Source organism: Chryseobacterium sp. FR054, assembly GCF_056844565.1.
The window spans coordinates 524,227-545,794 of record NZ_JBXDSA010000002.1; the positions used below are offsets into that span (position 1 = coordinate 524,227).

General features: G+C 37.5%; 21 protein-coding genes and 4 tRNA genes. 14 read left to right on the forward strand and 11 right to left on the reverse strand.

Annotation, left to right across the window (positions count from 1 at the left end):
- The first annotated feature begins 3 nt into the window (after nucleotides 1-3).
- The 8 genes from AC106S_RS09785 to AC106S_RS09820 all read left to right on the forward strand — a co-directional run bounded on the left by AC106S_RS09785 (nucleotide 4) and on the right by AC106S_RS09820 (nucleotide 5,177).
- Entirely contained in the window at nucleotides 4-474 is a 471-nt protein-coding gene (locus tag AC106S_RS09785; protein WP_482438886.1) for a hypothetical protein, read from the forward strand.
- Nucleotides 475-476: 2 nt separating this feature from the next.
- Nucleotides 477-1,652, forward strand: a complete 1,176-nt coding sequence (locus tag AC106S_RS09790) for a cysteine desulfurase family protein (protein WP_482438887.1) — start codon at nucleotides 477-479, stop codon at nucleotides 1,650-1,652.
- A gap of 84 nt (nucleotides 1,653-1,736) precedes the next feature.
- Nucleotides 1,737-2,054 carry a thioredoxin gene (gene trxA, locus AC106S_RS09795; RefSeq protein ID WP_482438888.1) on the forward strand — a complete coding sequence of 106 codons (318 nt, stop codon included), beginning with the start codon at nucleotides 1,737-1,739 and terminating at the stop codon, nucleotides 2,052-2,054.
- Between the two features lie 134 nt (nucleotides 2,055-2,188).
- A tRNA-Asp gene (locus AC106S_RS09800) sits at nucleotides 2,189-2,262 on the forward strand.
- Between the two features lie 35 nt (nucleotides 2,263-2,297).
- A tRNA-Asp gene (locus AC106S_RS09805) sits at nucleotides 2,298-2,371 on the forward strand.
- Between the two features lie 33 nt (nucleotides 2,372-2,404).
- Nucleotides 2,405-2,478 (forward strand) — tRNA-Asp (locus AC106S_RS09810).
- A 558-nt stretch (nucleotides 2,479-3,036) separates the two neighbouring features.
- A complete protein-coding gene (locus AC106S_RS09815) occupies nucleotides 3,037-4,794 on the forward strand; it encodes a BspA family leucine-rich repeat surface protein (RefSeq protein WP_482438889.1) in 1,758 nt (585 codons plus the stop codon).
- A 309-nt stretch (nucleotides 4,795-5,103) separates the two neighbouring features.
- Nucleotides 5,104-5,177, forward strand: a tRNA-Asp gene (locus AC106S_RS09820).
- A 212-nt stretch (nucleotides 5,178-5,389) separates the two neighbouring features.
- On the opposite strand, the gene AC106S_RS09825 is transcribed toward AC106S_RS09820, so the two are convergent.
- From AC106S_RS09825 to AC106S_RS09835, 3 genes are all read right to left on the reverse strand, one after another.
- A complete protein-coding gene (locus tag AC106S_RS09825) occupies nucleotides 5,390-6,049 on the reverse strand; it encodes a hypothetical protein (RefSeq protein WP_482438890.1) in 660 nt (219 codons plus the stop codon).
- Nucleotides 6,050-6,289: 240 nt separating this feature from the next.
- Nucleotides 6,290-7,039, reverse strand: a complete 750-nt coding sequence (locus AC106S_RS09830) for a LytR/AlgR family response regulator transcription factor (protein ID WP_482438891.1) — start codon at nucleotides 7,037-7,039, stop codon at nucleotides 6,290-6,292.
- A gap of 5 nt (nucleotides 7,040-7,044) precedes the next feature.
- On the reverse strand, nucleotides 7,045-8,091 hold the full coding sequence (locus AC106S_RS09835; protein ID WP_482438892.1) for a sensor histidine kinase: 1,047 nt from the start codon (nucleotides 8,089-8,091) through the stop codon (nucleotides 7,045-7,047).
- A 517-nt stretch (nucleotides 8,092-8,608) separates the two neighbouring features.
- Here AC106S_RS09835 and AC106S_RS09840 point away from each other — a divergent pair.
- Nucleotides 8,609-9,019, forward strand: a complete 411-nt coding sequence (locus tag AC106S_RS09840) for a hypothetical protein (RefSeq protein ID WP_482438893.1) — start codon at nucleotides 8,609-8,611, stop codon at nucleotides 9,017-9,019.
- A gap of 33 nt (nucleotides 9,020-9,052) precedes the next feature.
- Nucleotides 9,053-9,892 carry an XAC2610-related protein gene (locus tag AC106S_RS09845; RefSeq protein ID WP_482438894.1) on the forward strand — a complete coding sequence of 280 codons (840 nt, stop codon included), beginning with the start codon at nucleotides 9,053-9,055 and terminating at the stop codon, nucleotides 9,890-9,892.
- Nucleotides 9,893-10,130: 238 nt separating this feature from the next.
- On the opposite strand, the gene AC106S_RS09850 is transcribed toward AC106S_RS09845, so the two are convergent.
- On the reverse strand, nucleotides 10,131-10,520 hold the full coding sequence (locus tag AC106S_RS09850; RefSeq protein WP_482438895.1) for a hypothetical protein: 390 nt from the start codon (nucleotides 10,518-10,520) through the stop codon (nucleotides 10,131-10,133).
- A gap of 142 nt (nucleotides 10,521-10,662) precedes the next feature.
- On the opposite strand from AC106S_RS09850, the gene AC106S_RS09855 reads away from it, so the two are divergent.
- Together AC106S_RS09855 and AC106S_RS09860 are read left to right on the forward strand one after the other, a co-directional pair.
- Complete coding sequence (locus AC106S_RS09855; RefSeq protein ID WP_482438896.1) at nucleotides 10,663-11,421, forward strand: response regulator transcription factor; 759 nt, start codon at nucleotides 10,663-10,665, stop codon at nucleotides 11,419-11,421.
- 131 nt (nucleotides 11,422-11,552) lie between these two features.
- Nucleotides 11,553-12,569 (forward strand): L,D-transpeptidase, encoded by a 1,017-nt coding sequence (locus tag AC106S_RS09860; protein WP_482438897.1) that lies wholly within the window; start codon nucleotides 11,553-11,555, stop codon nucleotides 12,567-12,569.
- On the opposite strand, the gene AC106S_RS09865 is transcribed toward AC106S_RS09860, so the two are convergent.
- The 3 genes from AC106S_RS09865 to AC106S_RS09875 form a co-directional block, all read right to left on the reverse strand.
- A complete protein-coding gene (locus AC106S_RS09865; RefSeq protein WP_482438898.1) occupies nucleotides 12,562-13,089 on the reverse strand; it encodes a hypothetical protein in 528 nt (175 codons plus the stop codon). The two genes, AC106S_RS09860 and AC106S_RS09865, sit on opposite strands and share 8 nt — an antisense overlap.
- 10 nt (nucleotides 13,090-13,099) lie before the next feature.
- Complete coding sequence (locus tag AC106S_RS09870; protein ID WP_482438899.1) at nucleotides 13,100-14,425, reverse strand: PDZ domain-containing protein; 1,326 nt, start codon at nucleotides 14,423-14,425, stop codon at nucleotides 13,100-13,102.
- Nucleotides 14,426-14,546: 121 nt separating this feature from the next.
- Nucleotides 14,547-15,185: an alpha/beta hydrolase gene (locus AC106S_RS09875; RefSeq protein ID WP_482438900.1), complete on the reverse strand. Its 639-nt coding sequence runs from the start codon at nucleotides 15,183-15,185 to the stop codon at nucleotides 14,547-14,549.
- 238 nt (nucleotides 15,186-15,423) lie between these two features.
- Here AC106S_RS09875 and AC106S_RS09880 point away from each other — a divergent pair, with 238 nt between their 5' ends.
- Nucleotides 15,424-15,843: a hypothetical protein gene (locus AC106S_RS09880; RefSeq protein ID WP_482438901.1), complete on the forward strand. Its 420-nt coding sequence runs from the start codon at nucleotides 15,424-15,426 to the stop codon at nucleotides 15,841-15,843.
- Between the two features lie 57 nt (nucleotides 15,844-15,900).
- Here AC106S_RS09880 and AC106S_RS09885 read toward each other — a convergent pair whose 3' ends face one another.
- The 3 genes from AC106S_RS09885 to tyrS all read right to left on the reverse strand — a co-directional run bounded on the left by AC106S_RS09885 (nucleotide 15,901) and on the right by tyrS (nucleotide 20,149).
- Complete coding sequence (locus tag AC106S_RS09885) at nucleotides 15,901-16,539, reverse strand: response regulator (protein WP_482438902.1); 639 nt, start codon at nucleotides 16,537-16,539, stop codon at nucleotides 15,901-15,903.
- Nucleotides 16,529-18,523 (reverse strand): sensor histidine kinase, encoded by a 1,995-nt coding sequence (locus AC106S_RS09890; protein ID WP_482438903.1) that lies wholly within the window; start codon nucleotides 18,521-18,523, stop codon nucleotides 16,529-16,531. The genes AC106S_RS09885 and AC106S_RS09890 overlap by 11 nt, the downstream gene beginning before the upstream one ends.
- Before the next feature lie 330 nt (nucleotides 18,524-18,853).
- Entirely contained in the window at nucleotides 18,854-20,149 is a 1,296-nt protein-coding gene (tyrS, locus tag AC106S_RS09895) for a tyrosine--tRNA ligase (protein ID WP_482438904.1), read from the reverse strand.
- A gap of 133 nt (nucleotides 20,150-20,282) precedes the next feature.
- Here tyrS and AC106S_RS09900 point away from each other — a divergent pair, with 133 nt between their 5' ends.
- A complete protein-coding gene (locus AC106S_RS09900) occupies nucleotides 20,283-20,843 on the forward strand; it encodes an RNA polymerase sigma factor (RefSeq protein ID WP_482439574.1) in 561 nt (186 codons plus the stop codon).
- A gap of 6 nt (nucleotides 20,844-20,849) precedes the next feature.
- On the opposite strand, the gene AC106S_RS09905 is transcribed toward AC106S_RS09900, so the two are convergent.
- Nucleotides 20,850-21,383 (reverse strand): hypothetical protein, encoded by a 534-nt coding sequence (locus tag AC106S_RS09905; RefSeq protein ID WP_482438905.1) that lies wholly within the window; start codon nucleotides 21,381-21,383, stop codon nucleotides 20,850-20,852.
- Nucleotides 21,384-21,568: the final 185 nt, after the last annotated feature.

Genomic DNA, 21,568 nt, shown 5'->3' on the forward strand with positions numbered 1-21,568 from the left:
AAAATGAAAAGACTGCTTGTTGTATGGACTGCAATCCTGATGAGCTGTGCAGGAGCGCCGTCTCAAAAGTCTTCAGATATGCAGAAAAATGCAGAATTACTGGTTTCAGAAGCTCAGGGTGGTGCAGACCGGCCTGGATTTTCAGTGATTAAAAGTGAGGAGGAATACCGGAAAGCAACCAGAATGAACGCCGGTCTTGTTGTTGCTGAATTGGGAAAAGAGCCGTCGGCCGGATATCCTGCATTTCCGAAAGATAAAAAAGTGATCCTGTACCATCTGGGAAGTTTCAGATCAGGAAGTCATACCGTGACAGCCATTAAAAATGTTTCTGTAAAAGACAACGTCCTGTATGTAGAGGTTCCTTATCAGGAATCCGGAGAAATGGAGATTCAGGTGCTTTCCAATCCCTGGTTTATCTTTGCTGTGCCGTCTGATTATCAGTTTACTTCCGTAGAATTAAAATACTCAAAATAAAAATGAATAAAATATACCTGGATAATGCTGCTACGACACCTCTTTCCGAAGAAGTAATCGATGCGATGGTGGGTACCATGAAAATGAATTTCGGAAACCCTTCTTCTACCCACAGTTTCGGGCAGGAAGCCAAAATTCTTATCGAAAACGTGAGAAGACAGGTGGCGGATTATCTTCACGTAACACCTGCGGAGATCATCTTTACCTCCTGCGGAACAGAGTCGAACAATATGATCATCAAATCAAGTGTAGAGCATCTTGGAGTAGAGAGGATCATCAGTTCTCCGCTGGAACATAAATGTGTTTCAGAGAGCATCCTTGATATGAAAAGCAGAAAGGGAGTAGAGGTAAACTATATCCGTCCTAATGAAAAAGGAGATATTGATCTTAACAAACTTGAAGAATTGCTGAAATCTTCCGATAAAAAAACACTGGTGAGCTTAATGCATGCCAATAACGAAATCGGAAATATTGCTGATATTAAAAAAATAGCACAGCTGTGCAGGGAAAATAATGCTTTGTTCCATTCTGATACGGTGCAGACTATGGCTCACATGAACCTTGATTTCTCCGATATTATGGTGGATTTTGCTTCCTGCAGTGCCCATAAGTTCCATGGTCCGAAAGGAGTGGGGTTTGCTTTTATCAGAAAATCAAGCGGATTGAAGGGAATCATTACCGGAGGACCTCAGGAAAGAAGTTTAAGAGCCGGAACCGAGAATGTGTGCGGTATTGTTGGTCTCGGCAAAGCGCTGGAACTTTCTCTTAACCATATGGATGAATATACTGCCCATATGCAGGAGATCAAAGATTATGCAAGAGAAAGTCTTTCTGCTGCCATTCCGGGAATTAAATTCAACGGAAGAAGTGCTGAAAAGGAAAACAGCCTCTATACGGTTTTAAGTGCATTGCTTCCTTATAAAAACCCTTTGATCGGGCTTCAGCTGGATATGAAAGGAATTGCGATATCCCAGGGCAGTGCCTGTTCTTCCGGAGCATCCAAACCTTCTATGGTGATGATGATGGTGCTTTCTGAGGATGAAATGGACCACTGTACTCCGTTACGTATTTCTTTCAGCCATATGACGACTAAAGAAGAGATTGATGCGCTTACAGAGGCTTTAAAGGAAATTTCAAAAGATTACGCTATTGAAAAAACAAATATTGAGCATAGATAGTCTTATGGCTTAAAAAGTGTAATTTTGAATATTCAATTAAGCGTTGAAAAGGAAATAATATTAATTTAAATAAAAGAAACAAAAATGGCTTTAGAAATTACGGACAGCTCATTTCAGGAAACGGTTTTAAAATCAGATAAGCCGGTATTGGTAGACTTTTGGGCAGTATGGTGCGGACCATGCAGAACGCTGGGACCAATCATCGAAGAGGTAGCAGCAGATTTTGAAGGAAAAGCAGTGGTAGGAAAAGTAGATGTAGACAACAACCAGGATATCTCTATGCAGTATGGCATCAGAAATATCCCGACAGTTCTTATTTTTAAGAATGGTGAAGTGGTTGATAAATTAGTTGGTGTAACACCAAAAGAGGTGATCGCTGAGAAATTAAGCGCGCACTTATAAAAAAAATAAGTTTGATAATGAATGCCTTCCGTTTTTGGGAGGCTTTTTTTATGAAATAATTTGCAGGGAATAAAAAAAGTTGTAATTTTGCAATCACAAAAAAGAAACAACGTTCTTTACAACAACATGAAAATGATCCGGTAGTTCAGCTGGTTAGAATGCCGCCCTGTCACGGCGGAGGTCGCGGGTTCGAGTCCCGTCCGGATCGCAAAAGTTTTTCAATTTACTTTTAAAACAAAATTTGATCCGGTAGTTCAGCTGGTTAGAATGCCGCCCTGTCACGGCGGAGGTCGCGGGTTCGAGTCCCGTCCGGATCGCAGAAGTTTTGTCAATTTCTTTTAAAAAAAATTGATCCGGTAGTTCAGCTGGTTAGAATGCCGCCCTGTCACGGCGGAGGTCGCGGGTTCGAGTCCCGTCCGGATCGCTCAATAAAAAGTCACCAATTTGGTGACTTTTTTTCGTTTATAGCTATTGAAAATGTATCCCAATTTCCACTGTCATTTTACTAAAAAGGATTTTACCAATTACAAAAAATATTAACCGGCCAACGATTTGGGTGTTGAGGATAAAAGCAAAAGAATGTGATTCGTTTGTATCCTGGAACGTAAAGTTATAATATAGAATATTGATCAAAAAGAAAGTTGACAAAGTAATTCGATATGGAACCAATCATTTGAAACAACTTAATTGCAGAACAGTTTGTTTTTTTAGTGTTGTGATACTCTTACTGCTGTGTTAAAGGTGTATTTATGAGGATAAATGAGGAAGCCACGCAGCATTTATTTTTTGAAGTAAGCAGATGTCGACATATGAAAAAAGGATCAGCATTTTACAAATTGATATTTCCGGATTATGATCAGGGTATTATTTGCTCAAATTTTATACAGAGAATGAAGAAAAGGTTTTTAAAATTCTTAAAAAAATAGAATTTTAATTATTAAATTTGTTTAGACAGACCTGTTTAGTTTTATAAAAAATACAAATGAAAAAAATATACACATTATTTTCGCTTTTTTGCGTTATTTATTGCTTTTCCCAAAATGAATTTATTACTCTTTGGAAACCCAATAATCCCAGTTATCTTATGTGGGTTGGCAATCAGATGCAGCACACCACTAATAGTCAGGTATACTTTCCGGGAGTGGGAACTGATTATACAATTTATTGGGAAGAAGCAGGTTTTCCTTCTCATAACGGAATATTGAACCATGTAACATCTACTGTGGGAAATGCGGTATTGCTGGATTTTGGGACTCCTGTTAATCCAAACACCTCTGAAGCTACTTATTATGTTAAGGTCAGCAACGGAAGCGGTAATTTTTCACAAATGGTTTTCCACGGTATTACGAGTGAGGGACCAACAAGTTCTTATGGTGATACACAGAAAATACTGGATATTGTACAATGGGGTAATATTAATTGGAAAAAAATACAGTTTACACATTGTGACAATTTAGATTGTACGGCCACAGATACTCCTGTTTTTCTGCCGGGATGTGACTTAAGCCGTTTATTTTATCAATGTACGAGGCTGAGAGCTAATTCACAAATAAATAATTGGGATACAACTAATGTAACCAACATGTCCTGGGCTTTTTACAATGCCGATTTATTTAATGAATCAATTGCAAACTGGAATACATCAAATGTAACCAATATGTCAACCATGTTTTTTTCTGCGAATATTTTTAATCAGGATATAACCGATTGGGATACCTCCAAAGTTACAGACATGTCTTATATGTTTAGCGGTGCACTTGCTTTTAACCAGAATATTGGAAAATGGAATACGTTGAATGTAACCAATATGTCTCATATGTTTGAAGTGGCTAATTCTTTTAATCAATCTCTGAATAATTGGAACACTTCAAAAGTGACCAATATGGAATCGATGTTTCAAAGCAACACTATTTTTAACGGGGATATTGGGGGCTGGGATACTTCGTCAGTAAGAAATATGTATAATATGTTTTTACACGCGCTCAGATTTGACAAACCTATTGGGAGCTGGAATACTTCCAATGTAACGAATATGGCTTCTATGTTTTATGAAGCTTTTTCATTCAATCAACCCATCGGTAATTGGAATACTTCTAACGTTACAGATATGACCAGTATGTTTGGCTTTGCAATCCTTTTTAATCAGAATATTGAAAATTGGGATACGACCAATGTCAGAGGTATGGGCGCTATGTTCTTAGCAGCTGATAAATTCAATCAGAATCTCGGAAAATGGAATTTGAAAAATCTCACGACCAGCGGGCTGATTAACAATTTTATGCTGTATGGTTCCGGAATGGATTGTAACAATTATAATAAAACACTCATTGGCTGGGCAAATAATATCAATACCCCCAGCAATATCCTTTTTAACGGGAATACGCCAATGGTTTACTCGAGCAATGAAGCCGTTTCCGCAAGAAACTATCTCATCAATACAAAGAATTGGCAGATTGCTGGAGATACCTATGATCCAGGCTGTAATTCTTCTTTAGCCACGCAGGAAGTACAGGGTTCAAAAATCCAAATCTATCCGAATCCTGTAAAGGATATCATTAATTTCAGAACTCCGGAAAAAATTAAAAAAATAGAGATCTGCGACCTGTCAGGAAGATTAATAGAAACTGGATCAGACTTTAAAGATAACAGGATAGATGTCTCTGTATTAAGATCCGGAAATTATATTTTAAAATTAATAACGGATAAAAACACTTATCATTCCAAATTTATTAAAGAATAGATTTACGGGTTCCCTCTATTACACAAATCAAAAAAGACGGTGGTATAAGTGATGGTATTCTGAATAGAGTGAAATTCGTCTGGAGTGTGGGAATATTCCATATTTACAGCATTAAGTATACCGTGAAAGAGCTTATAATTTTTTATCCCTGATAATCAGCGTTTTTTTTATTATAAGCTCTGAAACGAGAAAATTAATTTGATTTTTTATTGTAGAATAGGAAAAACTCGATATATTTGCATCAGAATTTTTCACGCAAAGAGATGTTTTTTTAATAAAATCTGCAGAGGTGAGAGTTCTTTAAAAAATGATCCGGTAGTTCAGCTGGTTAGAATGCCGCCCTGTCACGGCGGAGGTCGCGGGTTCGAGTCCCGTCCGGATCGCAAAAGTATAAAGTCGCTAATTTAGCGACTTTTTTTCGTTTATAACTATTTGATAAACAAAGCTATATCGGTCAGGCGCAAAAGTTGGAGACTAAGCAAAAAGTCTGGGTTAATCTGAAGAGGAAAATGTTCTATCCTTTACTCCTCTGAGTTGTACCTGATTTTTCTTTTATATTCATATTTATTTGACTTAACGCAAGAAAAGCAAAGATTTAATCAAACAAAATTTCTACATCCAAAGACCTGAAATCAAATCCTGTAAGCTGATTGCTTTCAATGGCATTTTTTACTTTTTCGCTGCAGATTAATCCTATTCTGAAAGCTGGAGTAATATCGAAATACCTTGTGAATTTTAATGTTTTTGGGATGATATCCCAATCTTCTTTTTCTGTATATAATTTTCTGAATTTAATTTTATAGTCTTCAAAATCAGATATTTTAATTGTTTTTCCGTATTCTTTTTCAATGGTATTAAACTCTATAAAATCTGAATCTTTACAATTTATTGTACTTTTACCACCCATTTCATACCACAAGAAATTATACTCATACTTTTCATCAGGCTTATGTAAAGTTAAAGGATAAAAACTACCATTAACAATGAATTGATTAAAAACCTCTTTACATTTTTGGCTTATGAATAATCCGTTGCTTTCAATAACAAAATTACTGGATAAATTATCCGTTAGTTTAGATTTTGAATGTAAAATAAAATTATTCAAATCCGGTATGTCATCCTCCGTTTTCCAGCTTGTAATTTTACCCCATTGAGAGGCCCTTGCTTCATGAAAACCTATTTTTAATTCTTTCACCTGGGGATAATGGCCAATTCTTTCAAAATCGGTTTCCTGAGTTATTCTGAAGTATTGCATAAAAGCTTTTTATGTATTCATGTTCATTAGTAATCAATAAAAAAACAGCAAGGTCAGATGGCGTTTGCAAAGCTGAAGAATTTGTTATGATTTTCCCCCATATTGTCTCCATATTATTTTTTAATAAAGTATCTGAAGGTGCTTTTCCAGAACGATTAAGAATGGTCACGCCGGCATCATATTCTAATTAAATTTTTCCGTCAGCTTTTTGATGAAAATTATTTTTATTGAAACAAGGTTTTAAAGGTCTTCAAGCAATTCCAGAAATTCTTCTTTCTTGCGGACAGAAAGCGGTATTGCAGTCTTATTTTTCATAATAATTGTATTTCCGCCATCTGTTCTGATAAAATGGTCAAAATAGGCCATATTAATCAGATGAGATTGATGTGACCTGAAAAAATTATATGGTTTCAACAATATTTCATATTCTTTTAGATTTGTAGAGACAACCAGTCTTGGAGCATTGATAAAATAAAAAGTTGTATAGTTTTTATCTGATTCACAATTTACAATATCCTGAATGTTGACCGAATAAATTCTGTCGGCTGTTTTCAAAATCAGTTTCTGAAGATATTTAGGTCTTTCAAGGTTGGCAAATAAATTCTGAAGCTTTACATCGAATACTTCCTTGTTGATGGCTTCTTCTGCTTTTTGTACAGCTTCTTTTAAATCATTGGGATTAAGAGGCTTTAGCAGATAATCAATGGCCGAAAAGCGAAAAGCTTTAATGGCAAAATCTTCATACCCCGTAACAAAGATTACTTTAAAATTAATGACCTTTAGTTTCTTAAGCAGGTCGAATCCGTTACCATCCGGCATTTCTACATCAAGGAAAACAAGATCAGGTGATAGCCGGTTAATTAAATCTATGCCGGAAACAACGGAATCAGCCTGTCCTATAATGGAAATATTGGAACAATGGGTCTCAATAACAGCAATATTATCTTTTCTTACCGACTCAATATCGTCAATTACAATAGCTCGAAGCATATGGTTTAGTTTTCGTAAATATAAGGTATTTCAAAAATTACTTTGGCTCCTATAATATTTTTATTAAGATCAAGTATATTTTGGGTCTGTAAAATAACATCCCGGTTTTTTGTATAATGAGCTAAACGTTCTTTGGTGATCATCGTTGCCAGAGATTTATGATGGGTTGCTTTTTTATCGTTACTGAATCCGCATCCATTGTCAGAAATTTCGAAAAATAATTTTCTGTCTTTTAAATAGAATTTAATCTCAATCAGCCCGTTTGCTGACTTACCGTTTAAACCATGCTTAATTGCATTCTCGATAAATGGCTGTGTAAGCATTGGGGGTAAAAATATGGAATCCGTATTTATTGCATCTTCCGCTTTAATCGTATAGTTAAACGATTTATTATATAAAAGTTGTTGTAGGTTTATATAATTTTCTATCAGTTCAACTTCCTCTGTCAGGGAAGTGTAATTTTCGTCTGAGCTTTCAAGAATCTGGCGTGTAAGCTGTGAAAATCTGTTAAGGTAATCTACTGCCCTCTCTTCTTTTTTGTCATTGATCAGGCTTCTGATATTTTGTATGGAATTAAAAATAAAATGCGGATTCATCTGTGATCTTCGTAATTTCTGCTCAGTAAGCAGCTGTTTGTTTTCCATTTTTATCTTCCTCGATTTTATGACCGTTGATATATAAACTCCGAGGAGAATCAATCCTAAAAAGGTAATAATACCTAAGAAAATTAGTAATCGGGATATCAGCAGTTCACTTTCCTGATTTTCTATTACCTTTTTTAAAAAACCTGCCTTTTCCCGAGATTGATGAAGACTGTCTTTTAAAAAAGCTTTATATTTTATTTCTGTCTGAAAATCTTTTGCCGAAATCTTTTCATATATACTGTTATTTTTATCATAATGAATTTCCGCCAATAAAAGAAAGAATGCTCTTTTATAGTCTGTAAGCTTGAGATCTTTGGCTATTATGGAACCCTGGGCTGCGTAATGTATTGCTGTTTTGTACTGCTCATCTGCATTATAAAGCCGCCCCAATTGTAAATAACAATCCATTTTACCTTTATTATATTGCAGTTTTTCGGCAAGTGCTTCCGACTCTTTAAGCAATTTTATAGCTTTTGCCGGATCTGTTCGGCTGATTTTGCCGGCTATTGTGTTTAACAGATCTACCCGTTGATCATCAATTTCAGAATGTTTTTTCAGTACTGTTTGTAAACTGTCGGCAGCTCCTTTTTGTGCGAAAGAATCAGGAAATATAAAAAGGGTTAAAATTAAAATAATCAGTTTAAATTGCATGGTTACTAAATGGAGTAGATTATTTACAAATATAAATAATTAAAAGGCAGTCTTATGTTTAATTGTACTGGCTTCAGGTCTTTTTTCTCACTTTTTAGGCTCTGTTCTGTACACATGGCTTATGTCAGTTAATAAACAAAATCTGTGGACACTTAGAGCAGGACGCTGGTTTATATAGCATTCTTTTTCCGGAAGATTATATTCTTCATCAGGAAAGTTATGATTTTTGTTAATTCCATAGTTTATTGCTACTTTAGTACTATACATACGCCCAATGCCTAAAAGAAAGTTCATTTTACGGTCGATCCTGAAGACGTGGTTCCTGGCTACGGTTATTTCAGCCATTCTGCTGGTCATCTATCTGGATGCCACAAAAAGGCCTGAAGATTACCGGAGAATGTGTGATATGAGTGGTTTAGGATATGTTCTTCTTATCTTTTGGATATTAGTTTTGAGTGTTTTTTCGTTGAGCAGTCTTTTATCGCTTTTAAAACCGCTTCAGGGGAAAATAAATACGGCCCTTTGCTGGTTTCTGATTCCCTGTATTCCATTGGTGTATTCCCTTTTTTTAACGGCAGGTGAAGGCTTTGATAAACAGGGAGTATTTCTTCTGCTGATTTTTGATGTACCCTGGCTGATCCTGTGGACATTTTATTATTTCAGGCTGAATGTATTATTTAAATAATATTTTTATCAAAGGTTTTGAACACCCTGTCTTATGAAAAAACTTTTCCTTTTATATAGTATACTGCTGGCAATTGCGGCTCATGCACAGCCCTTTACTTTTAAATCGGTTGGCGAAGCTAAAGAATTCAGAATAACATTCTATTACGGAACAGGAGGTAAGGGAGCTTTTGTACGGTATGCCGGGCAGAAAGGGACTATTCCTTTACAGGTTAAAAGCTATACAAGAGATACCAGCGGAAGAGACGACGGGCAGCCGGATACCGACCATTATGTATGGAATGAAATGATCGGTGGAAAAGAGAATGGCACCTACCGCCTTTCCCTCATGAAACATACTTTTTTTGATGTAAGCTATACCCGGAAAAAAGATGGCAGGGTATTTAAGCTGGAACCCGTAGATGAAAAAACAGAAAAATACGACGGCAGTGATCAGTATCTCATACACGGCATATTGATTTCTTTCAACCACTTTTACAATGACCGTCTTACCTTTGATTATGGTAACGGCAAAAAAGATAACCTGGAACTTCTATCCATAGAAAATCCGGATGCCGCCCGGCAGAGCATTATAGAAGATTATAATTCTGACGGATATGATGATGTCGCATTTTCCGTACCGGATGCCGGAATGGGAGTTTACAGGATGTACACCATTTATCTGTACCATCCTGAAACAAAACGTTTCATCAGGTTAAAAGAGCCGGATTATTCACGTTCAAAATGTACATGTTTATGCGATGTAAAGGTAAATAAGGCAAAAAAACTATTGGAAACCGGATGCAGGGGAGGAGCCGCATGGCATAAAGATACCTACCGGTTTGATAAAAACGGAATCCTGAGATGGAACTCTTCCAAAGAAGAGAACGAATAAAAACGGATCGGGTACCACAGAATAAAAATATGTCCGATCTGCCGAAGATTTAAAATAAACTGTGGCATGTCTGAGATGAGAATCTTTGCGGGAAGTATCTTCAGGCTCCGGCCCGGATATACTGAACATTTTGTCTGGCCCTGAGCTTTCACCTCTGAGGTAATTTTCCAAAAAAATTACTGCCGTAAGACAGTAATAGTAGAGATTATCAGATCGATAATTTTGACCAGTTTAGCATTTATTTTTTAGACTGATCCCGGATGACTGCTTTAATTCGGCCGCTGTTATTTAAAATTTTCAGTCTGAATTGACTCTCATGGTTTGAGTTATTTACGATAAAAACTTCATGGGCGAAATTCACTTTAACGGTGACCGAATCGTTAATAGGCAGTTCCTTTATTTCATGGTTATTGATGACATACTGAAGCGGAGCGGTTTGGGAAGAATTGTATAAAACCGTTTCCAGACTTTCCTTTGAGGAATTCTTTATTTTTAAATCCTTGTGAGCCGGTATCATCCAGTGATTACGGTAAATATGCCGTCCCCTGGTTATCTGAAACGAAGAAAACAGGATCACAAGTACAGCTGTACATAAAATAAACCGTGAGTAGGAACAGATATTCTTCATTTTCTTAAGTGTACAGTACTGTATATATTTTTCGCAAATGTAGATCACACCATTTTGATAACAGCTACACTTTTGTGTAGATTTGTACTGCCGGAATAAATACTACCTTTTTGGGTAGCCGTTTTTTAATACTCATGGATATATGGACGAAATAAAAAGATTCTTTAATGAAAACAATGAATTGAGCAGAGATGCTGAGATCGATTTTTCGCAGTCCGGAGATTATCTGGAAGCAGTAAGAGCATTTGCGAGAATTACGTACCAAAGCCTATATGTAATCAATTACCAGACTAAATCGTTCGAGTATGTTTCCGATAATCCTCTGTTCCTGTGCGGAAAATCCTCTGAAGAAGTAAAGGAGCTGGGATATGCCTTTTATTTTCAGCACGTAAGACCGGAAGATGTGGAACTTTTGATAAAGATCAATAAGGCAGGATTTGAATTTTACGACAAAATCCCGGTTTCTGATAGAAAAAAATACAGTATATCCTACGATTTTCACCTGATGAATGGTAAAAAGAATGAAATCCTTGTCAATCACAAGCTTACCCCCATGTTTCTCGCTGAAAACGGACAGGTATGGAAGGCTTTATGTTTCGTATCCCTTTCCAACAGTACCGAATCCGGGAACATTGTGCTGAGCAAAGAAGGATCGGATGAAATATGGAAATATGATCCGGCGGCAGATCAGTGGAATAAGGAAGAAAAAATAAAACTTTCAGAGCGGGAACATGAAATTTTACGGCTGTATACCAGCGGAATGACCATCAGCGAAATAGCCGGAAAATTATTTATTACGGCAGATACCGTAAAGTTCCACCGTAAAAAACTCTTCGAAAAAATAGGGGTAAACAACATTGCGGAAGCATTTGCATACGCCAAAACCAATAAACTGCTGTAACACAGATTAGGATCAGAATACCGTTTTTTTACGGTATTTTTCAGAATGTCTTTTCTGATTCAATTTTAGGTCTGATATTTGCACTGGGTAGCCAAACTAAGTGACCTATTTTATTTATGAAAAACATATCTGTGAAAAAATCATTCTTATATGCCGGTTTTTGTGCTGTATTGATGGTTTCATGTAAAAAAGAAATTGAAAAGATCAGCGATACTTTTAAAGATACCGTTTCCTCATCCGAAAATCCTGTTGCAGAAAAAGATTCTGTAAAAAAGGATTCTGTGGTGAAAAAAGAATCCATGCCGCCGGCAATGCAGGAAAATGGTTTTTACAATGCACTGGTCCTTCCGAAAGATAAAAAGCTGAGAGATTCCGTCTATGCAGAATTCAGCAAAAAATATAATGAACGGGAACGCTATGCGATCTTAGCCCTGAACAGGCTTGATTCCAAAAACAAATGGAATGCCGATACTCTGGTGGTTCCGGCAAAAATAGATACAACCCTCATGACTTATTCGCCGTTTCCTATGCAGCTCGACGTATTAAGCGGCGTGAAAAAATTTGTCATCTTTTCATATCCTATCCAGGCTTACGGAGTATATTCCAATGGAAGCCTTGTAAAATGGGGTCCGACAAGTATGGGAAAAAAATCGGCCCAGACGACCAGAGGACTTACCTTTGCCAACTGGAAAAAGAAACTTTCCATTTCCACAGTCAGCAGTGAATGGAAGCTTCCCTACAATTTCAATATTCACAATATCGGAGGAATCGGATGGCATCAGTATGATCTGCCGGGCTATCCTGCATCACACTCCTGTCTGCGTCTCTTAATGAAAGATGCTCAGTGGCTGTACTCTTATGCAGATACCTGGATCCTGAATCCGGGAGGAGCTACTACAAAAGCAAAAGGAACCCCGGTAATGGTTTTCGGAGATTATAAATGGGGAGGAAGAAAACCCTGGAGAAAACTTCTTGAAGACCCGAATGCCAACAATATTTCAGTAGAAGAAATGAACAGACTCCTGGAGCCGAATGTTGAAAAAATGATCAAAGAGCAGGACAACAGAGAAAGGGTGGCCGACTCTATCAAAACGGCGAAAGCAATGGCTGCTCCGGCAGAAAAACCGCAGGAGCTTCCCGTTAACTGATCTTTTTCTCAAACTGTAAAGTAGATTCTTCAGCAAATCGTCTGAGTTTCAGCATTTCATCTTTACCCTTATGCTGTCCGAATCTTGCAGCGATATACGTAAGAATTATGCAGAACAGCATTATAAAAGAAGCGCTGAGTGCCCAGGGGTACTCGGCGCTTTTTATTTGTTTTTCTACATAATACATCGTGAAGAAAGTCATCCATAGAATAGAAAAAGAAAAATAAAGGAACATGAAAAAGGTCCATACTGCCGAGCTGGGGCCAAAAACACCCCGTATTGCCGTATGATCCTCTTCAATCTCCACCCTTAAAGAAAGCCGAGGCTTCCAGTAGCTGTCATATTCCGTCTCTACATAGATGGTGGCCACTTCTTTGTTAACGTTACCGGAAAATTCATCTTTGTGTTCGGCAAGGTATTTTTTCAGATTATCCGCATATTCTTCTTTGGTAAGATGCGTATACATTTTGAATCTCGGGCGGGTCCTTATTTTATCTAATGTGGTTTCTTCGGTTTTCATATTTCAAATATTACTCTTGATAGGGAATTGGATCTTCTAATACAAAACTTAAAGTCATCTGCTGGTCTTGCCGCTGAATAACCATGTTGATATTTCTCCCTTCATCAGATCTCATCAGCTCAATAATTTTTTCCAGGGTCATATCAGCGGTTTTTCTTCCGTTAATGCTCAGTATGCGGTCATCTTTCTTTAGACCGGCTTTGTATCCGGGAGAGTCCTTTCGTACACCGGCGATCGAAAATAAGGGTTTTAAACTGAATTTATACTGAAACGTACTTTCCGTATATACTCCGTTGCTCATGACTACATTTCCCTGAGGTTTTATAGCTACACGGTCTTCATGCCATTCCAGCCCATCCTGTTTAAAATCCAGTCCGCTCATATTGAAATGAAAAGAATCATTGAAGTTTTTGTTCTTTTTCAGATAAAGCTTGCCTGCGGAGTAATCAAACACATTCGTAAAGCGCCGCATGATCTCTCCCCCTACGGAACCTTTTCTGTCTGCTACCAGCTTTACATGCTGAATGGAATATTCGTCCGGCATAGCGGTAAGAGGTTTTTCAAACTGAAACTTTCCGAGATAAAAATAATGAATCCTGCTTCTTTTTCCAAATATATCCCCATTGAAACCACGGCCAAGAAAATCGTCAATATTAGGTCTGTTGTACACAAAATCTTTGATAAGAGTGGGGAAGAGCCATATTGCATCGCTGTTTCCCAGGTCGATCAGCAATTTTGAACTTTTCTTTTCATTGGTCATTTCCACATCAGCAGCCAGATAAGGCTTGTCATGTTCTATGGTAATCGGGAGTTCCTCATACTTTCTGACTTTCTTTTTTACGCTCTCCGAATTCTGATAAACGGTTATTTTTTTTGATATATAATCTATTGAGACAGGATGGTTCTTGAAAAAATGATATCCGATAACTCCATTCACAGGGATTCCTACATGGGAGGAAATATTGAACTCCTCATCCATAATAAGATACAGCATCATGGATGTATTCACAAGGTGTTCCCCAATTCTGGCAAGATTACGGTCAGATTTAAGACCGTCAACACTGAGGTTTTCCCCAAGACCTGAAAATTTCATCTTTTCGACGTTAGACAGCTTAAGCTCTTTATTATCCAGGCTGAAGAGCAGCGTCTCCGCAACGCCGGTATCCAGCAGAAAAGTAAGCTCTGCCCCGTTTACATTCACCGGAATAAAGATCAGATTATTAATAAGCTTAAACGGAATAACTGCTTTCGGCACATTGATCAGTTCAAAAGAATTTTTCTGGGCATGAATAAAAATGCTTGCAAATAATACCAGTAAAAAAAACTTCAGTTTCATTTACTGAATTTAGTGAATTTATCCCGATTTGTAATAAAAAAACATTCCAAAAGCAGGAATGTTTATATAAACAGCAATTGATAAGGCTGTGTTGATTAATAATATTTAATGGAAGTTTGTTTTATTTTGAGAAAAAATCCATCAGATCCATATAATTTTTCTGGTTGACGCCATGACCGCTCATATATTCTCTGAAAGTAAAATAACAGTTCAGGTCATAAAGAAGATCAGCAGCCTTTCTTCCCCATTCAAGAGGGATTACAGCATCATCAGTACCATGTGATACAAAAAAACGGAGCCTTTCCAGCTTCTTTTTGTCCTTCACAATGCCGTCCAGAATTTTTTCTTCCGGGTAACTGCTCAGGCAGGCTACGTAACTGAACAGTTCAGGGTTCGTTAATGCCAGAGCATAACATAATATACCTCCCTGGCTGAATCCGCATAAATGAACTTTACTGTCCGTAGCCCCATAATGATTGATGATTTTAAGAATGCTTTCCAAAACGCTGTTCAGAGACTCTCTGGCCTGAACAACATCTATAAAATTTTCCGGATCATTGAAATTAATATCATACCAGGAATATCCTTCAAACTGTGTCTCTCTTGGGGCTCTGAAACTTACAATAAGCCAGTCGGAGGGAAGAGTTTCCCTGAAACTGAAAAGATCCTGCTCATTGCTGCCATACCCATGAAGCATAAAAAGCACAGGAGTAGCAGAGGTAATATTTTCCGGTTCTCTTACAAGATAATCTAAATTCATACAGCAAATATAACTAATAAATCATATTTTCCGGATTTCAAATACCGTGGTTTTATTCCACAGGCCGGATCATCCATGATTTTACCTTTCCATACCTTTCAGGCACTGTACAGCGGTAAATTTACAGTTTTGCCGATTTGATATTGTTTGCAAATCTTTATTGGAAAATTTTCATAAAAGTTATTTTTATATTAATAAAAAACTTATATTTGAAACATTAAAAAATCTATTTGGAGAAATGAAGCAATTTTACAAATCAAAAAGTTTACTTAGACTTTCTTTTTTATTCGTTTTATTATTTTCTGTAATTACCGTTGTGAATTCCTGTAAAAAGGATGATGATGACGAATTTCAGGATCATGTCGTTCAGTTTGAAGTAAAAACAACTACTGGCGGAGTGATTAAGGCTATTGTAACACAGGTAGGAACCGTAAAAACCGATATATTTGATCCAGTGGGAACTACCTGGACCAGCGGTGAGTTTTTTGTAAACTCAAGCCAGGCACAGCTCAATCTTGATGCTAAAGCAGACCTTCCACAGCCGGATTCAGAATTGGTCATCAATCTTTGGATAGACGGAGAAATAGTAAGAACCGATAAGAAAAAAGGAGCAGGTCCTATGGTAGCTTCTATTGATTATAGCTTCCTGGAATTGTAATTTTAATTCTTATATAAAATATAAAAACCGCTTTCAGAGAAGCGGTTTTTTTGTTTTTTATTCCTCCATCAGATGCATCTGTACCGCCCGGTTGATCAGCTCCGTTGAATTTTTAGCCTGAAACTTCTGCAACAGATTTTTCCGGTGGGTATCTACGGTAAGCGGACTTAAAAAAAGTTCTTCTGCAATAACGGCACTCGTCTTTCCCTGGGCCACCATATGTAGGATCTGTTTCTCTCTTTTGGTAAGTCTCGGAACCGGAAAATCATTTGAAGAAGGCCTGCTGATGATCTGTTTCGTCTCATTGCAGAAAACGATATTTCCGGAAAGCGCTCCTCTGATACATACAACCAGTTCATCGATAGAAGTGTTCTTCAGCAGATATCCGCTGGCTCCGTTCTGTATAGACTGCATGATGATACTCCGCTCAGACCTGTTACTGAACATGATAACAGCCGTTTCAGGAGATATTTTCTTGATTTCCCGGCAAAGTTCTGTTCCGTTGGCATCCGGCAGAGCAATATCAAGGAGAATGATATCCACTTCATGGGAGCGGATGAAGCTGATGGTCTCCAGGCCGGAAGTAAAACTTTCGGAGATATGAAAAAAAGGCTGGCTGTTCAGCATCATTTTCAGTCCCTCGATAACGATGGGGTGGTCATCTGCAATAACGATATTTATTCTTTTATTCTCCATTGATGTTAAGTTCTATGTTGATATTTGTTCCCTGGCTGTCAGAGCTCACTTCCATTTTTCCTTTCAGGTAATTCACGCGGTTTCTGAGATTCCGGAGCCCCATGCTTTTGGTATTGTTTTTCAGATCTTTTTTAAATCCTTTTCCATTGTCTTCAATAGTGATCAGGAAATTTTCACCGGATTGCGAACACTGAAGAAGAATACTGCTGGCCTGTGCATGTTTTACAGCATTGGCCAATAATTCCTGTACAATTCTGTAAATATTGAGCTGAATGCTGAGGGGGATATTTTTTTCAATATTAATGGGTTGAAAACATATTTCAAGATCGGTGCGGGTGTAGAATTCACACAGATCGTTCAAAGCGGTTTCCAGTCCGAAGTTAAACAGAGATTCTGGCATCAGATTCCGGGCTACATGCCTGAGTTCCTTTACAGAATGATCAAGCTGGTTCAGAATTTTATAAAAATGCTGCTGCTGCTCGGGGTCAAGGTGTGCCGAAGACCATGCAGACAGATTGATTTTTACTCCCGCCAGCATTCCACCCAGTCCATCATGAAGATCTTTGGCAACACGTTCTCGTTCTCTCTCTTCCCCCTCAAGAATAGCTTTGGTAAGAGCCAGTTCTTCTTTCTGCTTAATATCTTCTATTTTCTGCTGAAGGTTGATCTCCTTCTGTTCGGAAAGCTTTTTATTGTTCCGGTAAATAACAAACAAAAAGGCAAGCAGACTGATGAGAAATAACAGGGCGAGACTTAACACCCACAGATAATAATTCTTTTTATTAACCTCCAGCTGCTTCTGATTTTTCTCAGCGTTGAGGAGTGCTATTTTTTTCTCTTTTTCGGATGCGCTGAATTTTGCTTCCAGTTTATTGATCTCCAGTTTCACGTTTTCGGTATGTAAACTGTCGCTCAGTTTTGAGTATCTCCTTTCCCACACCAGAGCCTGAACCGGGTCTCCCATAATTTCATTGAGATTGGACAAATGGCTGTATATGGTCTTCCTGTTGTTAAGATCCATACCCAGAGTTTTTTCGGCAAGTACATTTTCCAGCAGGTTTTTCGCTTCTTTATATTTTTTCAGTTTTTTGTAGGTATCGTACTTCTGGAAATAGAACATCTGCATGAGCAGCTGCATATTGAATTTTTTAGTATAAAACAATCCTTTTTCTATGACTTCCAGTGCTTTTTCATGCTCCTGCTGAGAGATAAAATATAAAACTTTGCTGTAATAATAAGAAGCATTGGCTGAAGATTCCGGGTAGGGAAGGATCATATTTTCCGCCTGATTCAGAAATTTTTTACCAATACTGCCTTTGGCCTGATAGCAGTAATTTCCTGATCTGCCAAGATAGGCATAGAAGAGCTCAGCAGAGTGAGGCGCTTTTTGTTCAAGAATGTCGATCGCTTTGATATTATACCCGTCTGCCTTTCCGAATTCCGCATTATAGGTAAGCATGAGAGCCAGCTGAGTGTATAAAAAGCCAAGCATTTTGGTGTCTCCGTAAGGTTCGGCTGCCGGAATGCTATTTTCAAGCATTATTTTGATACAGTAAGGGTAGCCTTCTTTATTTTTTCGGGTAATTCCGTAGCTGTACCATGATAAAGCCTTATAAAAATCAGACTTTCTTCCTTTGAATTTTGAGAGTGCCTGTATTGCTTTTTGGTAGGAGCCTGCAGCCTTCTCTTTATTCCTGTCAAAATAATACTGGCCTTCATAGTAGTAATAACGGGCAGCGGTAAAAGGGTCTTTTTCTCCCGATCTTCTGCCGTTTTCCAGATATTTTTTACTTAATGTGCTGTCTGCATTTCTGTAATAATCGGACAAAATAAAATAAGCATCTGTTTTGGAAATGCCATCCGCAGGCGCACTGATGATCTGCCGAAGACTGTCTGTATATTTTTTTTCATTAAGCGGGAACAGTTCCTGTGCATGTACAGAGAAACAGCTCAAAAAGCATAAAAGATACAGTATTCTATTCATAATTAGTCCGGTTCGGAATTTAAAGGCTGAATATAATTAAAAATCTATCTGTTAAAAATACCTAAAAACCAGTAGAAAAAATTACATTTTTTTAAGGATTGCCACATGTTTCTCCCGCGGATAGTTTTGTAAAGGTTTCGGAACAGATAAAAAATCATAAATAACAGGTCTTTCATCTTTTTATATACAGATCCGTGATGATTACGGAGCTTTAAAAGCGATACTTTCTCATGAATGCCACGGTTTGATGCCGTGGTTTTCTTTTTACAGGAACAGAAAACAAAAAAAGACTGTTGTACACAGTCTTTTCATCATATTTTGTTAAGCGTATTACTGAACTTTTACAATAAAATAGCTTTTTTTACCTTTTTGAAGCAACAGGAATTTACCGTCGATAAGATCGGCTTCACCGGCGGTATAGGTATCATTTATTTTCTGTTTATTTACAGAGATAGCATTTCCTTTAATTTCTCTCTGAGCTTCACTTTTCGATTTCAGAAATCCTGATTTTTCAGAAAGAAGATCAACAATATTTATTCCTAAAACATCAGATTTTGCAATTTCCTTTTGCGGAACACCGTCAAAAACTTCAAGGAAGGTTTCTTCGTCAAGGCTTACCAGATCTTCAGCGGTTGAACGTCCGAAAAGAATTTCGGAAGCTTTAAGTGCTTTTTCATATTCTTCTCTTCCGTGTACCCATACCGTTACTTCTTCCGCCAGTTTTTTCTGAAGTTTTCTTTCGTGAGCTGCAGTTTTGTGTTCTTCAATTAAAGCTTCGATCTCTTCTTTGCCTAAGAAAGTATAGAACTTAATGAACCTTTCAGCATCTTCATCGGTAGCGTTCAGCCAGAACTGGTAGAATTTATAAGGGGAAGTTTTCTTTTTATCCAGCCAGTAATTTTCTCCGCTTTCAGACTTTCCGAATTTAGAACCATCCGCTTTGGTGATCAGGGGAACTGTTAATGCAAATGCTTCTCCCTGGGCTTTTCTGCGGATCAGTTCTGTTCCCGTGGTGATATTTCCCCATTGGTCAGATCCTCCCATCTGCAGTTTTACATTGTTATTCTGATATAAGTGAAGGAAATCGTAGCCCTGGATCAGCTGATAAGTAAATTCCGTAAAGCTCATTCCGTCGGCACCCCCTTCACCGGAAAATCTCTTCTTTACAGAGTCTTTAGCCATCATGTAATTAACGGTGATATTCTTTCCTACATTTTTGGCAAAATCCAGGAAGGAAATATTTTTCATCCAGTCGTAGTTGTTCACCAGTTCAGCTTTGTTCGGTCCGCTTCCTTCAAAATCCAGAAATCTTGAAAGCTGACCTTTCAGACAGTCTACATAATGAAGAAGGGTCTCTTCATCCAGAAGGTTTCTCTCGGCAGACTTTCCGGACGGATCTCCGATCATTCCCGTAGCTCCGCCTACCAATGCAACAGGCTTGTGCCCATGCTGTTGAAAATGAGCCAGTATTTTGATCTGGATAAGACTTCCGATATGCAAAGAATCTGCAGTCGGGTCAAAACCAATATATGCAGTAGTTACCTCTTTATTCAGTTGTTCATCGGTTCCCGGCATCATATCGGCAAAAAGACCACGCCACTTTAATTCTTCTATAAAGGAATTCATCTCTATTTTCTGTTTAAAATTTTACGGTGCAAAGATAATAAATTCATAAGTATGATAGGAAATGATAAAATGGTGAATTTCGAATGGAATCCGCTCTTTGCAGTTCCGGGCTAAAAAGCTATATTTGTTAATGATGAACGACGAACAGCTATTCCTGCTTATCCAGAAGGCAAAAGAAAAAGACCAGAAGGCCCAGACCAGACTCATTAATGTTTTTTGGGTGGATGTCTTCTCTTTTGTCATGAAGAAAGTAAGAGATGAAAATGATGCAGATGAGATCACGGTGAATGTTTTTTCAAAAGTGCTGTCGAAGCTGGATATGTATGATCCTCATTTCCAGTTTAAAACCTGGATACTTACCATTGCCCAGAATACCGTCATCGATTTCTGGAGGAAGAGAAGCCGCGAAAACCAGGATGCCACCGAGAATCTTGATGAGGTTAAAAACCAGTATGCAAAATCTCCCGAAGAGCTCATGATCTCCGATGAAGAACAGAAGAAGATCATTAAAACCATTGAATCTCTGGATGCCAATTATCAGGATATTATCAGGCTGAGGTTCTTTGAAGAAAAAAGCATTAAGGAGATTGCTGAAGAACTTGGGATTTCTGTTGCCAATACAAAAGTTCGTGTGATGCGTGCCAAAAAAGTATTGGCGGAATTGTTGAAGAATAATGAGTTTGAAGAAGATTAAATATTTTTAAATATAAATTTCCTTCTTTGTTTTCGGAAGCTTAAATCTAAGCTTAGGATCAGTAATATTTCTGTTTTGAAAATTAACTTTTACTCCTTTTTTTATAAATTTTTCTGTTTCATTTTTACCGTTTTCCGGATCTTTGGTATTTTCAACTTCTTTTGTATATATAATTTGTCCTGTAGATAAATTAAAATCTATTGTTTCCCAAAACTCGAAAATCCTTCCTGATTCTGAAACATTTCCAATCAATTCAAAATGCCCGTTCTGAAACCTGTATTTATCAGTATCGGACCATCTCCAGCTGCTTCCTCCGTAATGTTCTATCATTAAAATACCGTTTTTTATCTTTGTACCCATATACGGATCACCCATCACTCCGCCGTCTTTACTTCCTAAGATCACTTTTCGGGATTTCTCCAGAATTGTCCATTTGTTATTGACTTTCTTTAGTATTTGTATTTCGCGGGCATCTCCTAATTCGTCATTGATTGGAATATCATAAACAATTACTTTCTCTGCAATTTTGTCCCCATCCAAATCACCGTCTACTGTTTCATTAATTTTCGAACCCTTTGGTTGAAATTCTTTTTGAGCAAAACAAAATATGCCGAAAACAACGAACAAAAAACAAGATATGGCCTTCATAGGAAAATATTGAATTTTAAAAGTACTAAATTATATGTTTCATCAATATGTATCTTTGATTGTTTCGATAAAAAAAT

Bases quoted from the DNA above. Each gene is read 5' to 3' on its own strand.
- AC106S_RS09835 (WP_482438892.1), bottom strand. From the start codon at position 8,091: ATGGATTGTTATTTACAATTGGGGCGGCTTTATAATGCAGATGAGCAG.
- AC106S_RS09840 (WP_482438893.1), top strand. From the start codon at position 8,609: ATGCCTAAAAGAAAGTTCATTTTACGGTCGATCCTGAAGACGTGGTTC.
- AC106S_RS09850 (WP_482438895.1), bottom strand. From the start codon at position 10,520: ATGAAGAATATCTGTTCCTACTCACGGTTTATTTTATGTACAGCTGTA.
- AC106S_RS09870 (WP_482438899.1), bottom strand. From the start codon at position 14,425: ATGAAACTGAAGTTTTTTTTACTGGTATTATTTGCAAGCATTTTTATT.
- AC106S_RS09785 (WP_482438886.1), top strand. From the start codon at position 4: ATGAAAAGACTGCTTGTTGTATGGACTGCAATCCTGATGAGCTGTGCA.
- AC106S_RS09830 (WP_482438891.1), bottom strand. From the start codon at position 7,039: ATGCTTCGAGCTATTGTAATTGACGATATTGAGTCGGTAAGAAAAGAT.
- AC106S_RS09815 (WP_482438889.1), top strand. From the start codon at position 3,037: ATGAAAAAAATATACACATTATTTTCGCTTTTTTGCGTTATTTATTGC.
- AC106S_RS09885 (WP_482438902.1), bottom strand. From the start codon at position 16,539: ATGGAGAATAAAAGAATAAATATCGTTATTGCAGATGACCACCCCATC.
- AC106S_RS09890 (WP_482438903.1), bottom strand. From the start codon at position 18,523: ATGAATAGAATACTGTATCTTTTATGCTTTTTGAGCTGTTTCTCTGTA.
- AC106S_RS09855 (WP_482438896.1), top strand. From the start codon at position 10,663: ATGGACGAAATAAAAAGATTCTTTAATGAAAACAATGAATTGAGCAGA.
- AC106S_RS09875 (WP_482438900.1), bottom strand. From the start codon at position 15,185: ATGAATTTAGATTATCTTGTAAGAGAACCGGAAAATATTACCTCTGCT.
- AC106S_RS09825 (WP_482438890.1), bottom strand. From the start codon at position 6,049: ATGCAATACTTCAGAATAACTCAGGAAACCGATTTTGAAAGAATTGGC.
- AC106S_RS09845 (WP_482438894.1), top strand. From the start codon at position 9,053: ATGAAAAAACTTTTCCTTTTATATAGTATACTGCTGGCAATTGCGGCT.
- AC106S_RS09790 (WP_482438887.1), top strand. From the start codon at position 477: ATGAATAAAATATACCTGGATAATGCTGCTACGACACCTCTTTCCGAA.
- AC106S_RS09900 (WP_482439574.1), top strand. From the start codon at position 20,283: ATGAACGACGAACAGCTATTCCTGCTTATCCAGAAGGCAAAAGAAAAA.
- AC106S_RS09865 (WP_482438898.1), bottom strand. From the start codon at position 13,089: ATGAAAACCGAAGAAACCACATTAGATAAAATAAGGACCCGCCCGAGA.
- trxA (WP_482438888.1), top strand. From the start codon at position 1,737: ATGGCTTTAGAAATTACGGACAGCTCATTTCAGGAAACGGTTTTAAAA.
- tyrS (WP_482438904.1), bottom strand. From the start codon at position 20,149: ATGAATTCCTTTATAGAAGAATTAAAGTGGCGTGGTCTTTTTGCCGAT.
- AC106S_RS09880 (WP_482438901.1), top strand. From the start codon at position 15,424: ATGAAGCAATTTTACAAATCAAAAAGTTTACTTAGACTTTCTTTTTTA.